The sequence below is a fragment of the Rehaibacterium terrae genome, from assembly GCF_014202935.1.
GTDB classification, from domain to species: Bacteria; Pseudomonadota; Gammaproteobacteria; order Xanthomonadales; family Xanthomonadaceae; genus Rehaibacterium; species Rehaibacterium terrae.
On record NZ_JACHHX010000009.1, the window covers coordinates 46,631 to 60,583 of the forward strand.

At 70.6% G+C, this 13,953-nt stretch carries 12 protein-coding genes and 1 tRNA gene; 3 read left to right on the forward strand and 10 right to left on the reverse strand.

Going from position 1 to position 13,953, the window contains the following annotated elements; genetic code table 11:
• Nucleotides 1-16: 16 nt before the first annotated feature.
• Complete coding sequence (rnr, locus tag HNQ58_RS07615; protein ID WP_183948312.1) at nucleotides 17-2,422, reverse strand: ribonuclease R; 2,406 nt, start codon at nucleotides 2,420-2,422, stop codon at nucleotides 17-19.
• Nucleotides 2,423-2,533: 111 nt separating this feature from the next.
• Here rnr and HNQ58_RS07620 point away from each other — a divergent pair.
• Together HNQ58_RS07620 and HNQ58_RS07625 are read left to right on the forward strand one after the other, a co-directional pair.
• Nucleotides 2,534-2,618 (forward strand) — tRNA-Leu (locus HNQ58_RS07620).
• A gap of 150 nt (nucleotides 2,619-2,768) precedes the next feature.
• Entirely contained in the window at nucleotides 2,769-4,097 is a 1,329-nt protein-coding gene (locus tag HNQ58_RS07625) for a DNA polymerase Y family protein (protein WP_183948313.1), read from the forward strand.
• On the opposite strand, the gene HNQ58_RS07630 is transcribed toward HNQ58_RS07625, so the two are convergent.
• The 9 genes from HNQ58_RS07630 to putP form a co-directional block, all read right to left on the reverse strand.
• Nucleotides 4,069-4,482 carry a VOC family protein gene (locus tag HNQ58_RS07630; RefSeq protein ID WP_183948314.1) on the reverse strand — a complete coding sequence of 138 codons (414 nt, stop codon included), beginning with the start codon at nucleotides 4,480-4,482 and terminating at the stop codon, nucleotides 4,069-4,071. The two genes, HNQ58_RS07625 and HNQ58_RS07630, sit on opposite strands and share 29 nt — an antisense overlap.
• Before the next feature lie 69 nt (nucleotides 4,483-4,551).
• The gene (locus tag HNQ58_RS07635) at nucleotides 4,552-5,844 is read right to left on the reverse strand and encodes an adenylosuccinate synthase (RefSeq protein ID WP_183948315.1); all 1,293 of its coding nucleotides are present in this window, start codon (nucleotides 5,842-5,844) and stop codon (nucleotides 4,552-4,554) included.
• A gap of 394 nt (nucleotides 5,845-6,238) precedes the next feature.
• Nucleotides 6,239-6,424, reverse strand: a complete 186-nt coding sequence (locus HNQ58_RS07640; protein ID WP_183948316.1) for a DUF2065 domain-containing protein — start codon at nucleotides 6,422-6,424, stop codon at nucleotides 6,239-6,241.
• 7 nt (nucleotides 6,425-6,431) lie between these two features.
• Nucleotides 6,432-7,307, reverse strand: a complete 876-nt coding sequence (hflC, locus tag HNQ58_RS07645; protein WP_183948317.1) for a protease modulator HflC — start codon at nucleotides 7,305-7,307, stop codon at nucleotides 6,432-6,434.
• Nucleotides 7,304-8,443 carry an FtsH protease activity modulator HflK gene (gene hflK / locus HNQ58_RS07650; protein WP_183948318.1) on the reverse strand — a complete coding sequence of 380 codons (1,140 nt, stop codon included), beginning with the start codon at nucleotides 8,441-8,443 and terminating at the stop codon, nucleotides 7,304-7,306. The genes hflC and hflK overlap by 4 nt, the downstream gene beginning before the upstream one ends.
• 102 nt (nucleotides 8,444-8,545) lie before the next feature.
• The gene (gene hflX, locus HNQ58_RS07655; protein ID WP_183948319.1) at nucleotides 8,546-9,877 is read right to left on the reverse strand and encodes a ribosome rescue GTPase HflX; all 1,332 of its coding nucleotides are present in this window, start codon (nucleotides 9,875-9,877) and stop codon (nucleotides 8,546-8,548) included.
• A gap of 7 nt (nucleotides 9,878-9,884) precedes the next feature.
• On the reverse strand, nucleotides 9,885-10,157 hold the full coding sequence (gene hfq / locus HNQ58_RS07660) for an RNA chaperone Hfq (protein WP_183948320.1): 273 nt from the start codon (nucleotides 10,155-10,157) through the stop codon (nucleotides 9,885-9,887).
• A 115-nt stretch (nucleotides 10,158-10,272) separates the two neighbouring features.
• A complete protein-coding gene (gene miaA / locus HNQ58_RS07665) occupies nucleotides 10,273-11,175 on the reverse strand; it encodes a tRNA (adenosine(37)-N6)-dimethylallyltransferase MiaA (protein WP_183948379.1) in 903 nt (300 codons plus the stop codon).
• 52 nt (nucleotides 11,176-11,227) lie between these two features.
• Nucleotides 11,228-12,718, reverse strand: a complete 1,491-nt coding sequence (gene putP, locus HNQ58_RS07670; RefSeq protein ID WP_183948321.1) for a sodium/proline symporter PutP — start codon at nucleotides 12,716-12,718, stop codon at nucleotides 11,228-11,230.
• A 115-nt stretch (nucleotides 12,719-12,833) separates the two neighbouring features.
• On the opposite strand from putP, the gene HNQ58_RS07675 reads away from it, so the two are divergent.
• Entirely contained in the window at nucleotides 12,834-13,844 is a 1,011-nt protein-coding gene (locus HNQ58_RS07675; RefSeq protein WP_183948322.1) for an alkane 1-monooxygenase, read from the forward strand.
• Nucleotides 13,845-13,953 lie beyond the last annotated feature (109 nt).

Sequence of the window (13,953 nt, forward strand, 5' to 3'; positions counted from 1 at the left end):
GTCACTGCGCCGATGCTTACTTCTTCTTGTTCCTCGTCTCCGGCAGCACCAGCCGGAAGTCGATCTTGCGCTCCTCCAGACTGGCCCGCAGCACGATGATCCGTACCGCGTCACCGAGCCGGAAGCTCAGCCCCTTGCGCTCGCCGGAGAGCGTCCTGCGCAGCGGGTCGAAGTGGTAGTAGTCGTTCGGCAACTGGGTGACGTGCACCAGCCCGGTGACCTTCGACTCGGTGAGCTCGACGAACAGTCCGAAGCTGGTCACGCCGCTGATCACGCCGTCGAACTCGCCGCCGACGTGCTGCTCCATCCACGCGGCGCGGTAACGCTCGTCGACCTCGCGCGTGGCCTCGTCGGCGCGCCGCGACTTCTCCGAGCACTGCAACGCCAGCGCCGCCATGTCGCTGGGTGAATAAAGGAAATCCTCCGCGCTGCCGCCGGTGAGGGCGTGCTTGATGGCACGATGCACCAGCAGGTCCGGATAACGCCGGATCGGCGAGGTGAAGTGGGCATAGCTCTCCAGCGCCAGGCCAAAGTGGCCGACATTGTCGATCGAATACACCGCCAGGCTCTGCGCGCGCAGCAGCACCGATTCCAGCAGCGCCGCTTCGGGCCGGTCGCGCACCTTCTTCAGCAGCGCGGTGAAGTCGCGCGGCCGCACCTTGCCCCAGGGCGGCAGGCTGAGGTTGAACTCGGCGAGGAACTCCAGCAGCTCGGCGTACTTGTTCTCCGGCGGCCGCTCGTGGACGCGGAACGGCGCCGGCAGGCCGCGCGCGATCAGGAAGCGCGCCGCCTCGACATTGGCCGCGATCATGCATTCCTCGATCAGCTTGTGGGCGTCGTTGCGCGGCAGCATGCCCGCCTGCACCACCTCGCCGGCCGGGCCGATCACGAAGCGCGTCTCGCTGGTCTCGAACTCGATCGCGCCGCGCTTCGCCCGCGCCTTGGCCAGCACCTTGTAGAGCTGGTGCAGGCGCTCGACGTGCGGCAGCAGCTCGCCCAGCTCGCCGATGGCATCGGGGTCGCGCTCGCCGATCGCCTTCCACACCTTGGTGTAGGTCAGGCGGGCGTGCGAGCGCATCACCGCCTCGTAGAACTTCGCCTTCGTGGTGTTGCCGTCACGGTCGATGCGCATGTCGCAGACGAAGCACAGCCGGTCGACCTTCGGGTTCAGCGAGCAGATGCCGTTGGAGAGCGTCTCCGGAAGCATCGGGATCACGAAGCCCGGGAAGTACACCGAGGTGGCGCGCGTCTGCGCTTCCTCGTCGAGCGGCGTGCCCGGGCGCACGTAGTGCGAGACGTCGGCAATGGCCACGATCAGGCGGAAGCCGTCGCGGGTCGGCTCGCACCACACCGCGTCGTCGAAGTCCTTGGCGTCCTCGCCGTCGATGGTGACCAGCGGCAGCTTGCGCAGGTCCACGCGCGCGGCGGCGACCTCGGCCGGCACCTCCAGCGGCACCGCGGTGGCCTCGTCCAGGACTGCCTGCGGGAACTCGTGCGGCAGCCCATGGCCATGGATCGCCGCCTCCACGACCAGCGAAGGCGTCAGCCGGTCGCCCAGCACCGACAGCACGCGGCCGAACGGCGGCCGTTTGTGCTCGGGCGGCGCGGTGATCTCGCAGACCACCAGTTGCCCCTCGCGCGCGCCGCCGCGCGAATCGGGCGGAATCAGGATGTCCTGCAGGATGCGGCGATCATCGGGCACCACGTAGGCGATGCCGGCGCGCTCCTCGTAGCGGCCCATCAGCCGGGTCAGTCGCCGCTCCAGCACCTCGACGATCGCGCCCTCGCGGCGGCCGCGCCGGTCCAGCCCGGTGACGCTGGCCAGCACACGGTCGCCGTGCATCGCCTTGCGCAATTCGTAGGGCGGCAGGAACAGATCGTCGCCGCCGACATCCGGGCGCAGGAAACCGAAACCCTCCGGGTTGGCGATCACCGTGCCGGCGACCAGGTCGAGCTTGCGCGCCACGGCGTACTGCCCGCGCCGGTTCACCAGCAGCTGGCCGTCGCGCAGCATCGCCGCCAGCCGCTTGCCCAGTGCCTCGAAGCGGTCGGGCGCGGTCAGACCGAGGATGCCGGCCAGCTGTTCGGCGGTCAGCGGCCCTTCCGCCTCCTCCGCCAGCACCGCCAGGATCGCCTCGCGGCTCGGGATCGGGAATTCGTAGCGCCGCGCCTCGCGCTTGGCGTAAGGGTCGTGGAAGCCGCCCGGCCGGGCGGTCGGCGCCTCGCGTTTCGGTCTGTCCGACTGTCCAGGCCTGGCCGGCGCGGTCTTGCCGCGGCCACCAGGCTTGCCGCCGTCGGCCTGCTGCTTCGTCGCACCGCGCTTGCCGGCCTTGCCGCCCTTCGTCGGCATCGTCGGCGACTCGGGCATCCACGGCGGCATGGTGCCGCCGCCCTTCTTTTTCTTCGCGGGGGGCTTGTTCATGCCGGCATGGTACACCAGCGCCCTCAGTCCCCCGCAGCCGGGCATTGACAACAATCGGGGCCCTGCGTAACTTATGCGGCTCCCTCGCGCCCCCGGGCGTGCGGGCCACCTGCCCAGGTGGCGGAATTGGTAGACGCACTAGTTTCAGGTACTAGCGGGTAAAACCGTGGAGGTTCGAGTCCTCTCCTGGGCACCATATCGCTGAAAAAGGCCCGCCACTGGCGGGCCTTTTTCGTTGCGGCGCGCATCGCCCCCGTCTCGGCCGCTGAGACCGCACCCGACTACAAAGACCGCCGGTTAACGGCGGGCGGCGTAGACTTGGTTGCCCGCGTCGGGAATGTCCGCCATGACGCTGCGCAGCCTGTTCGTCGACTTCAACTCCTACTTCGCCTCGGTCGAGCAGCAGGACGACCCGGCGCTGCGCGGCCGGCCGGTCGGCGTGGTGCCGGTGATGGCCGAATCGACCTGCTGCATCGCCGCCAGCATCGAGGCCAAGCGCCATGGGGTGAAGACCGGCACCCTGGTGCGCGAGGCGCGCCGGCTGTGTCCGGACATCGCCATCGTGCCGGCGCGGCCGGCGCGCTACGTGCACTACCACCACGCGCTGCTGGCGGCGATCGAGCGCTGCATTCCGATCCACAAGGTCGGCTCGATCGACGAGGTCGCCTGCACGCTGCTGGGCAGCCAGCGCCGGCGCGAGCGCGCGGTGGCGCTGGCGCGCGAGATCAAGGCCTCGGTGGCGGAAGTCGGCGAGTGGCTGCGCTGCTCGATCGGCATCGCCCCCAATGCCTTCCTCGCCAAGACCGCCTCGGACATGCAAAAGCCGGATGGGCTGGTGGTGCTGGAAGCGGTCGACCTGCCGCAGGCGCTGTACCGGCTGGCACTGAACGACCTGTGCGGCATCGGCCCGGCGATGGAGGCACGGCTGCGCGCGGCCGGCATCACCACCGTCGAGCGCTTGTGCGCGGCACCACGCCATGAACTGCGGCGGATCTGGGGCGGCATCGAGGGCGAGCGCTTCCACGCCAGGCTGCACGGCGAGGAGGTCGAGGATGCACCGACCCGGCGCGGCTCGATCGGTCACTCGCACGTACTGCCGCCGGAGCTGCGCGGCACGGCCGGCGCCAACGCCGTGCTCAAGAAACTGCTGCAGAAGGCGGCGATGCGCCTGCGCGGCGAGAACCTGCTGGCCGGTGCGCTGCAGGTGAAGGTGAAGTATGTCGGCGCCGACCCGTGGGAGGCGGCGGTGGAGTTCGACCACTGCGACGACACCCGCGCCCTGCTGCACCGGCTGGGCGAACTGATTGCGCGCCGCCGCGACCGCCGGCCGGTGCTCGCCGTGGGCGTGACCCTGCTGCGGCTGATCGAGCGCAGCCAGAGCAGCGGCTCGCTGTTCGGCCAGCAGGACGAGGCCGAGGCGCGCGCGCTCAATGCGGTGATCGACCGCATCAACGAGAAATACGGCCTCAACAAGATCTACTTCGGCGGCGCCCAGGACGCGCTGACCGCGGCGCCGATGCGCATCCCGTTCAACCGCATTCCCGACGCCACGCACGAGCAGGAGGCGGAGAAGAACGAGCTGTGGCTCGAGCGCATCCGCCAGGCGCGGGTGCTGGCGGAGGCCGAGCACCGGCGCGTGGAGGGGCTCAGGCGGAAGCCGACGCGGGCCCCTTGAGTTCGAGCAGGTTGCCCTCGGGGTCGTACAGGTACAGCGACGGCCCGCGGCCTTCGGCACCGTAGCGCTGGCCGTACTCGCCGAGGCGCGCACCGTGGGCGACGAGGTGGGCACGGAGGGCGTCGAGATCCCAGGGCTCGATGCGCAGGCACAGATGATCGAGGTTGCGCCCTTCCTCGCCGGGCGGTGCGCCGCCGGCGCGGCCGATCGCGCCGGCGACATCGACGATGTCGATCAGGGCACGGCCGGCACACAGCTGGATCAGGCCGAGGTCCGGCTGCTCGCGCTCGACCGGGCAACCCAGCGCCTCGACGTAGAAACGCACCAGCGCCCGCGGGTCGCGGGCGCGCAGCACGACATGGTCGATGCCGAGGACGCGGAACATGCGCGTATCTTCGCGCCCCCCTGCTCGGCCGTCATCCCGTGCCGACGCACGGGATGACGGCGGCAGGGATCAGGCGTAAGGGTCCTGCAGGATGATGTTGGCCTCGCGTTCGGGGCCGGTGGCCACGATCGCGAGCGGACAGCCGACCAGCTCCTCCAGCGCGCGCAGATAGGCGCGCGCCGCCGGCGGCAGCCTGTCCCATTCGGTGATGCCGTGGGTGGACTCGCTCCAGCCCGGGAACTCCAGGTACACCGGCTCGATCTCGTCCCAGCCGGCGGCGTCCAGCGGCGGGTACTCGGTCTCCTTGCCGTGGTAGCGGTAGGCGATGCACATCTTCAGGCTGGGCAGACCGTCGAGCACGTCGAGCTTGGTCACGCACAGGCCGGTGATGCCGTTGATGGCGACCGCGCGCTTGAGCGCGACGATGTCGATCCAGCCACAGCGGCGCGGGCGGCCGGTGGTGGCGCCAAACTCCTGGCCGCGCTTGCGGATCTCCTCGCCCATGGCGTCGTGCAGCTCGGTCGGGAACGGCCCGCCGCCGACGCGGGTGGCGTAGGCCTTGGCGATGCCGAGCACGTAGTCGATCGCGTCGGCGCCGACGCCGGTGCCGGCCAGCGCACCGCCGACGGTGGTGTTGGACGAAGTGACGTAAGGATAGGTGCCGTGATCGATGTCCAGCAGCGAACCCTGCGCGCCCTCGAACAGCACCCGCCTGCCCTCGCGGCGCAGCTGGTGCAGCAGGCCGGCGACATCGTGCTTCATCGGCTCGACGTACTCGCCGAAGGCCAGCGCCTCGTCCAGCACCGCCTGGTAGTCCACACCCTCGGCGCCGAGGTATCGGGTCAGCACGAAGTTGTGATAGTCGATGACGCTGCGCAGCTTCTCGGCCAGCTCGTCGGGGTACTTGAGGTCGGCCACGCGCACACCGCGACGGGCCACCTTGTCCTCGTAGGCCGGGCCGATGCCGCGGCCGGTGGTGCCGATGGCCTTGCCGCCGGCGGCCTTTTCGCGGGCCTGATCGAGCGCGATGTGGTAGGGCATGATCAGCGGCGTGGCCGGGCTGATCTTCAGCCGCGAGCGCACGTCCACGCCCTCGGCCTCGAGCTCGGCGATCTCTTTCTTCAGCGCCGCCGGGCTCAGCACCACGCCGTTGCCGATCAGGCACAGCACGCCCTCGCGCAGGATGCCGGAGGGAATCAGGTGCAGGACGGTCTTCTTGCCGCCGATCACCAGCGTGTGGCCGGCGTTGTGGCCGCCCTGATAGCGCACGACCGCCCCCACCTGCTCGGTCAGCAGATCGACGATCTTGCCCTTGCCTTCGTCGCCCCACTGGGCGCCCAACACCACCACCGACTGACCCATCTTGTTTACTCCTGATGACTTGAATGCTTGCTGCAGCGACGTCGGCGACTAGGCTCGGCCTCCTGCCTCGCCAAGTCGCCCCGCCTCCGGCTCCTGCCTCCGGCGCTCACGCCCGCGCGTGAGTCCACCGGACTCACGCCAGCGCGGGCGCTCGCCCCCACTGGGCGCCCAAAACCACCACCGACTGACCCATCGCACCAGACTCCAGAATGAATTGGCGACCTGTCCTGCGAACGCCGACAGGCACGACGGGCGCGCGATCTGCGCACCCCAGACACGGAAAAAGCCGGGGGACCGCCCCGGCTTTTGCGAATTATCCCGGAAAACGCCTGGGATTGCAGGCGGGCATCCCGGGGCACGAAGCCGGCGGCTTGCGCCGCCCCGGCCAGCCCCGTCAGCGCACGAACTGCAGGGCCAGCAGCCCCAGCACGATCATGACCGCACCGCCGGTGCGCAGGGTGCGGTCATGGGTCCGGATCAGCTGTGCGGCCGCCTGCTTCCAGGTCTGAGGGGCGACGAACAGGAACAGCCCCTCGATCACCAGCACCAGGCACAGCGCGGCCAGCAGGTCGGCGAGCATGCCCCGCTCAGCGTGCCGGCACGCGCGCGCCCTGCTCGAAGTAGCGCAGGAACTCGGCGTTGCGGTCGAGCACCATCACGCCCTCGCCGTCGGCGAAGGCGCGACGGTAGGCCTCCAGACTGCGGTAGAACGCATAGAACTCGGCATCGCGGCCGTAGGCACCGGCGTAGATCTCGGCGGCACGGGCATCGCCCTCACCGCGCAGCCGCTGGGCGTCGCGCTCGGCCTCGGCCACGATCACCACGCGCTGGCGTTCGGCGTCGGAACGGATCCGCTCGGCCGCCTCCTGGCCTTCCGCGCGCAACTGGTTGGCGACGCGCAGGCGCTCGGCGCGCATGCGGTCGAACACCGAGCCGATGACCGTGCTGTCCTCGGGCAGGTCGATGCGCTTGATGCGCACGTCCACCACCTCGATGCCGAGGCTCTCGCTGGCCTGGTTGGCCACCTGGATGAAGCGCTGGGCGAGGTAGGCGCGTTCGCCCGAGACCACGTCCTGCAGGGTGCGCTGGTTGATCTCGTTGCGGATCGCCTCGGTGACGATCGGCCGCAGGCGCTGCAGGGCCGCCAGCTCGTTGCCGGCGGTGCCCTGGTAGTAGCGGCGCACGTCGCGGATGCGCCACTTCACGAAGAAGTCGACGTTGACGTCCTTCTTCTCGCTGGTGAGGTAGCGCTCGGGCTGGGCGTCGAGGGTGAGGATGCGGCGGTCGAAGACCAGCACGCTCTGCACCAGCGGCAGCTTGAAGTGGATGCCGGGCTGGATGTCGCTCTCGACCACGCGGCCGAACTGGAAGCGGATGCCGACCTGGTTCTCGCGCACCTGGTAGACCGAGCCCATGCCCAGCAGGACGGCCAGGACGGCGACAATGACGATGATCGGCCTCATCGGCGGCTCTCCTCACGGCCGGTGCGGCCGGTGCGACTGGTGCGTGGCGAGGTGTCGGTGGACGGTGCCAGCGCTGGCAACGCGGCACTGGCGGCCGGCAGGCGGCTCATCGGGGCATCGCCCGCGCTCTGGCCGCCCAGCGGCAGGTACAGCACGTTGCCGCTGTCGCCGGAGTAGACCTTGCGGTTGTTGGCAAGCACTTCCTGCATCGTCTCCAGATAGAGGCGGCGACGGGTGACCTCGGGCGCCTTGCGGTACTCGTCGACCAGCAGGCGGAAGCGCTCGGCATCGCCTTCGGCGCGGGCGATCATGGCCTGCTTGTAGCCCTCGGCCTCGGTGCGGATACGGGCAGCGGTACCACGCGCCTCCGGGACCACCTTGCTGGCGTAGGCCTGGGCCTCGCTCTCGATGCGCTCGCGGTCCTCGCGGGCGCTGATCGCATCGTCGAAGGCCTCGCGCACTTCCGCCGGCGGGCGGGCGTTCTGCAGGTTGAGCACGCTCACCTGCAGGCCGGTGCCGTAGCTGTCCAGCGTGGCCTGCAGACGGGTGCGCGCCTCGGCGGCCAGCGCGGCGCGCTCGCCGGTGAGGATGGTGTCCATCTCGTTGCTGCCGATCACGTCGCGTACGGCGCTCTCGGCGGCCTGGCGCAGGGTGTCGTCGGGTTCGCGGGTGCCGAACAGGTAGCCGCGCGGATCGGACACCAGGTACTGCACGTTGAACTCGATCTGGACGATGTTCTCGTCGCGGGTCAGCAGACGCACCTGGTCGGACAGGCTGCGCACCTGGGTGACGTCGACCTTCTCGACCGTCTCGATCGGGCGCGGCCACTTGAAGTTGGGGCCGGGCGACATCAGCCGGTCGAACTTGCCGAAACGCAGCACCACGCCGCGCTGGCGCTCGTCGATCATCTGCCAGCTGTCGAACACGATCCAGATCGCCAGCAGCAGCACGGCCCAGCCGAGCAGGCCGCCGGCGCCGGGCGCGCCGCCCTTGCCGTTGCGCGGCGGCGAGCCGCCGCCGAAGACGCGGCCGAGATTGGCCTTGAGGCGGTTGAGGAAGGCCTCGACGTCGTCGCCGGGATCGCGTCCCTTCCAGGGCTCCTTGCCGCCGCCTTTACCCGGTTCGTTCCAAGCCATCCGTATCTCTCCTGTCCGGCGCCCGATCCACCCGTCGCCGGGCCGCAGCGGGCCGGGATATCGCGGGTCGAGGGAATGGCGCGCCGATGCGCAGTGGGCCGTTCAACCGCCCCGATTGTAGGAACCCCCACCGTGAGCGGCAAGCAAAAGTGCTTTGAGCGGTGCCGCTTCGGGCAACACGGCGAGCTGTTCGGCGGTGCTGCGTGGCATGTCCAGGTCGAGCCGCCAGCCGTCGTCCTCGACCCGTTCGCCCCGCACTGCGCCCAGCTCGTAGAGACGGGCGCGCAATCGTCCAGCCGAACCGGGCAGATGCAACCCGGCCCGCAATCGCACCACGGCGAAACGCTCGGCCAGCGCCTGCCGCAGCAGCTCCAGCCCCTGCCCGCTCATCGCCGACAGCCAGACCCGCTCGTGGCCCTGGCCGGGATGGTCGCGGCGCGGGGCGGCGCCCTCGATGCGGTCGATCTTGTTGTAGACCAGCAGTTGCGGCAGTTCGCCGGCGCCGATTTCCTCCAGCACCGCGTCGACCTGGGCGATGCGCTCGTCGCGCAATGGGTCGGCGGCGTCGATCACGTGCAGCAGCAGATCGGCATCGCGCGCCTCCGACAGCGTCGAACGGAACGCGGCGACCAGCTCGTGCGGCAGATCGCGCACGAAACCCACCGTGTCGGACAGCACCAGCGGCCCGCAGTCCAGCCCCTCGACCCGGCGCACGGTCGGGTCGAGGGTGGCGAACAGCTGGTCGGCGGCATAGACGCCGGCACCGGTCAGGGCGTTGAACAGGGTCGACTTGCCGGCGTTGGTGTAGCCGACCAAGGCCACCCGCGGCACCTCGTTGCGCAACCGCGCACGGCGCATCTGGGCGCGTTGCACCTCGACCTTGTCGAGCTGGCGCTGCAGCGACTCCACACGCCGCTGCAACAGGCGGCGATCCATTTCGAGCTGGGTCTCGCCCGGGCCGCGCAGGCCGATGGCGCCGCCGCGCTGGCGCTCCAGGTGGGTCCAGCCGCGCACCAGCCGGGTCGCCAGGTGCTTGAGCTGGGCCAGCTCGACCTGCAGCTTGCCTTCGTGCGAGCGCGCGCGCAGGGCGAAGATGTCGAGGATCAGGCCGGTACGGTCGATCACGCGCCGTTGCAGGGCGCGCTCGAGATTGCGCACCTGCACCGGGCTCAGTTGATGATTGACCAGCACCAGGTCGGCGCCGGTCGTGTCGCAGAGCATCCTGGCTTCCTCGACCTTGCCGCTGCCGAGGTAGTAACCGGGATTGGGCCGGTCGATGCGCGCGGTGAGCGTGGCGGCGATGGTGGCGCCCGCCGAGCGGGCCAGCTCGGCGAACTCCTCCAGCGGATCATCGTCCGGCGACCCGCCCCCGCGCGCGGGCGGCAGGGGCTGGATCAGCAGGGCGTGCTCGCCCCGTTTGGATCGCTCGAACACCGGGGCGTCACGCCTCCGCGCCGTCGCCTTCGTCGGCGCTGCCGGACGGTGCCGATCCGCCGCCCGGACCGAGGCGGACGTTGCGCGCCGGCACCACGGTGGAAATCGCGTGCTTGTAGACCATCTGGCTCACCGTGTTGCGCAGCAGGACCACGAACTGGTCGAAGCTCTCGATGGTGCCCTGCAGCTTGATGCCGTTGACCAGGTAGATCGAGACCGGCACGCGCTCACGACGCAGGGCGTTGAGAAAAGGATCCTGCAGGGACTGTCCCTTGGACATGGTGGACTCCGGTTGTTGTTGTGGCGCGCCAGACCGGCGCGTTCCCCGGCCAATGGGTCCTGGCCGGCAAGCGGGGGCGTGCGCCCCCGCCCCGCATGGTACACCCGGCCGGCGGTCAGCGGCCGAGGAAGCGCCGCCGGGCGACGTCGAGTTCGGCGCGGTCGGCCAGCGGATCCAGCCAGCGCGCGTCCAGCTCGCCGCGCAGCCAGGTGAGCTGGCGCTTGGCGAGCTGGCGGGTGGCGGCGATGGCCCGGGCGCGGAAGGTGGCGGCATCGGTTTCGCCGGCCAGATGCGCCCAGGCCTGACGGTAGCCGACCGCCCGCAACGCCGGCAGGTCCGGGTGCAGACGCGGATCGGCGCGCAGCCGGCGCACCTCGTCGAGGAAGCCCGCCGCCAGCATCGCATCGAAGCGCTCGGCGATGCGGGCATGCAGCACGGCCCGCTCGCGTGGGGCGAGCACCAGTCTGAGCACGCGGAACGGGAACGGCCGCCGCTGCGTGGCCCGCTGCCAGTCGCTGATCGGCCGGCCGCTGAGCCGCCACACTTCCAGCGCACGCATGATCCGCTGCGGATCGGTGGCGTGGATGCGCGCGGCGGCCTCCGGGTCGACCTTCGCCAGCTCGGCATGCAGCGCCGGCCAGCCGCGTTCGGCGGCCTCGGCGGCGATCGCTTCGCGCACCGCCGGATCGGCTTCCGGCATCTCCGACAGCCCGTGCAGCAGGGCATGGAAGTACAGCCCGGTGCCGCCAACCAGCAGCGGCACCCGGCCCTGCGCGGCGAGCTCGCGCATCGCCGCCAGTGCGTCGCGGGCGAACTCGGCCGCCGAGTAGCTCTGGTGCGGCTCGCGGATGTCGATCAGGCGGTGCGGCGCGCGCGCCAGCAACGCGGCGTCGGGCTTGGCGGTACCGATGTCCATGCCGCGGTACACCAGCGCCGAATCGACGCTGACGATTTCCGTGCCGAGCAACTCGGTCCAGTCCGCCGCCAGCGCGGTCTTGCCCGAGGCGGTCGGCCCCATCAGGGCAATGGCCAGCGGGCGGCGGTCCGCGCGGGAATCGGTCACGGCCGGATCAACCGCGCGCGGCCTGCAGCTCGGCCTGCACCTGGTCGAAGGTGGCCTGGATGGTCGCCGAGGGCGCGCGGTCGGCGCGGCTGACCAGCCAGATCGCCAGCGAAGCGAGCAGCACGCCAGGCACCATCTCGTACAGTCCGAACCAGCCGAACTGCTTCCACACGATCACCGTCGCCGCACCGACCAGCATGCCGGCCAGCGCGCCGTTGCGGGTCATGCGCTTCCACATGAGCGAGATCACCACCACCGGGCCGAAGGCGGCGCCGAAGCCGGCCCAGGCATAGCTGACCAGCCCGAGCACGCGGCTGTCCGGGTCGGCGGCCAGGCCGATCGCCAGCAGCGCCACGCCGAGCACGGTCAAGCGCCCCACCCACACCAGCTCGCGCTGGCTGGCGCGCGGGCGGATGAAGGGCTTGTAGAAATCCTCGGTCAGCGCGCTGGAGCACACCAGCAGCTGGGCGCTGAGCGTGCTCATGATCGCGGCCAGGATGGCCGAGAGCAGGATGCCGGCCAGCCACGGATTGAACAGCACGCCGACCAGCGCGATGAACACGCGCTCGGGGTTGGCCAGCACCGCGTCGGCCTGCGCCGGGTGCCCCAGGAACCAGGCAATGCCGAACAGGCCCACGCCCATCGCGCCGAGCAGGCACAGGATCATCCAGGTCATGGCGATCCGCCGCGCGGCCGGGATCGCCCGCACCGACTCGGCCGCCATGAAGCGCGCCAGGATGTGCGGCTGGCCGAAGTAGCCCAGCCCCCAGGCCATCAGCGAGACGATCCCGACCAGCGAAGTGCCGCGGAAGAAATCGAGATAGGCCGGATCGGCCGCCTCGATCGCCGCCAGGCTGGTGGTGAGGCCGCCGCCGGCATGGATCACCGCGATCGGCGTGACGATCAGCGCCAGGAACATCAGGCTGGCCTGCACGGTGTCGGTCCAGCTCACCGCCAGGAAGCCGCCGACGAAGGTGTAGGTCACCGTCGCCGCCGCGCCGACCCACAGGGCGGTCGCGTAGGGCACGCCGAACACGCTCTCGAACAGGCGCGCGCCGGCGACGATGCCGGACGAGGCGTAGACCGCGAAGAACACCAGGATCACCACGGCCGACAGCACGCGCAGGACTCGGCTGTCGTCCTCGAAACGGTAGGTGAAGTAGTCCGGCAGCGTCAGCGAATTGTGGGTGCGCTCGGTATACACCCGCAGCCGGCCGGCGACCAGCGTCCAGTTCAGCCAGGCGCCGAGGGTCAGTCCGATGGCGATCCAGCTCTCGGCCAGTCCGCTGGCGAACAGCGCGCCGGGCAACCCGAGCAGCAGCCAGCCGCTCATGTCCGAGGCGCCGGCGGCCAGCGCGGTGACGAAGCTGCCCAGGCGACGGCCGCCGAGGATGTAGTCGTCGAAGCTGCGGGTGAAACGGTAGGCGACGAAGCCGATGCCGATCATCACCACGATGTAGACGGCGAAGGTGATGTACAGCGGCGAGAAGGCGGTCATGCGCGGGGTCCCCGTTGGCGGCGCGGCGCGGCGCAGCGGCCAAGCTTAACCGGCCCGCTTGCGCCGGCCTACTGCCGGAGTACGCTGGTGCGCATCCCGCTCCGGAGGTTGCCCGATGCCGCGCTGGAAGTCGCTGGGTTTCCTGCTGGTTTTCGTCGTGCCGGCACTGATGCCGGCCGCGGCCTGGCTGGGCGTGGCCACGGGCGCGCCGGACGCCGCCGCCTGGTTCCCGCTGCTGTTCCTGTTCGTGCTGCTGCCGCTGGCCGACTACGCCATCGGTCACGACCCGCGCAATCCCGACGCCGCGCAGATGGCGGCATTGGAGAATTCCCTCTGGTTTCGCGCCCTGCCCCTGCTCGCGCTGCCGGTGCAGGCATGGCTGCTCGCCTGGTCGGGCCGGCACTTCGTCGAGGCCGATTACGGGCCGATCGGCGCCGCCGGCTGGCTGCTGTCGCAGGGCGTGGTCGGCGGCGTGCTGCTCACCACCGTCGGCTACCACGGCTTCAAGATCGAGCACGTGCGCGGCCACCATGTCCATGTCGCGACGCCCGCGGACGCGTCCAGCGCCCGGCTCGGCCAGAGCCTGTGGCATTTCCTGCCGCGCGCGCTCTGGCGCAACACCGTCAACGCCTGGCGGCTGGAGGCCGCGCGCCTGCGTCGTCGCGGCCTGCCGTGGTGGCACTGGCGCAACGAACTGATCGGCTGGACGGCACTGTGGCTGGCGCTGACTGGCACGTTCGCGTGGTCGCTCGGCGGCGCGGGCCTGCTGTTCTTCCTTGCTCAGGGCCTCTTCGCCGCCTGCTCGCTGGAGGTCATCAACTACGTCGAGCACTACGGACTGGAGCGGCGACGTCTGCCGGACGGCCGCTACGAGCGGCCCACCCGCCTGCACAGCTGGAATTCGGACTACGCGCTCAGCAACCTGCTGCTGTTCCAGCTGCAGCGCCACTCCGACCACCACGAGACGCCGCGCCGGCGCTACCCGGCGCTGCTGCACCACCCCGAGAGCCCGCAGTTGCCCGGCGGCTATGCGGCGATGTTCGTGCTGGCGCTGCTGCCGCCGCTGTGGTTCCGGGTGATCGACCCGCGCGTGCGCACATTCCGCGACACGCCGGCCTCCGTGTAGGGACGACGCTGTCGTCCACCGCCGGCGGCGATGGGGGTCGCAGCCGGAACGCGAAGAAGACACCGTGACCGCGGCTTGCGTCGCGCTCGCGGGCAAGGGCCAACCGAAC

Bases quoted from the DNA above. Each gene is read 5' to 3' on its own strand.
- miaA (WP_183948379.1), bottom strand. From the start codon at position 11,175: ATGGGGCCGACCGCCTCGGGCAAGACCGCGCTGGCGGCGGACTGGACC.
- HNQ58_RS07640 (WP_183948316.1), bottom strand. From the start codon at position 6,424: ATGCTCGCCGACCTGCTGGCCGCGCTGTGCCTGGTGCTGGTGATCGAG.
- hfq (WP_183948320.1), bottom strand. From the start codon at position 10,157: ATGTCCAAGGGACAGTCCCTGCAGGATCCTTTTCTCAACGCCCTGCGT.
- HNQ58_RS07625 (WP_183948313.1), top strand. From the start codon at position 2,769: ATGACGCTGCGCAGCCTGTTCGTCGACTTCAACTCCTACTTCGCCTCG.
- HNQ58_RS07630 (WP_183948314.1), bottom strand. From the start codon at position 4,482: ATGTTCCGCGTCCTCGGCATCGACCATGTCGTGCTGCGCGCCCGCGAC.
- HNQ58_RS07635 (WP_183948315.1), bottom strand. From the start codon at position 5,844: ATGGGTCAGTCGGTGGTGGTGTTGGGCGCCCAGTGGGGCGACGAAGGC.
- hflC (WP_183948317.1), bottom strand. From the start codon at position 7,307: ATGAGGCCGATCATCGTCATTGTCGCCGTCCTGGCCGTCCTGCTGGGC.
- hflK (WP_183948318.1), bottom strand. From the start codon at position 8,443: ATGGCTTGGAACGAACCGGGTAAAGGCGGCGGCAAGGAGCCCTGGAAG.
- putP (WP_183948321.1), bottom strand. From the start codon at position 12,718: ATGACCGCCTTCTCGCCGCTGTACATCACCTTCGCCGTCTACATCGTG.
- rnr (WP_183948312.1), bottom strand. From the start codon at position 2,422: ATGAACAAGCCCCCCGCGAAGAAAAAGAAGGGCGGCGGCACCATGCCG.
- HNQ58_RS07675 (WP_183948322.1), top strand. From the start codon at position 12,834: ATGCCGCGCTGGAAGTCGCTGGGTTTCCTGCTGGTTTTCGTCGTGCCG.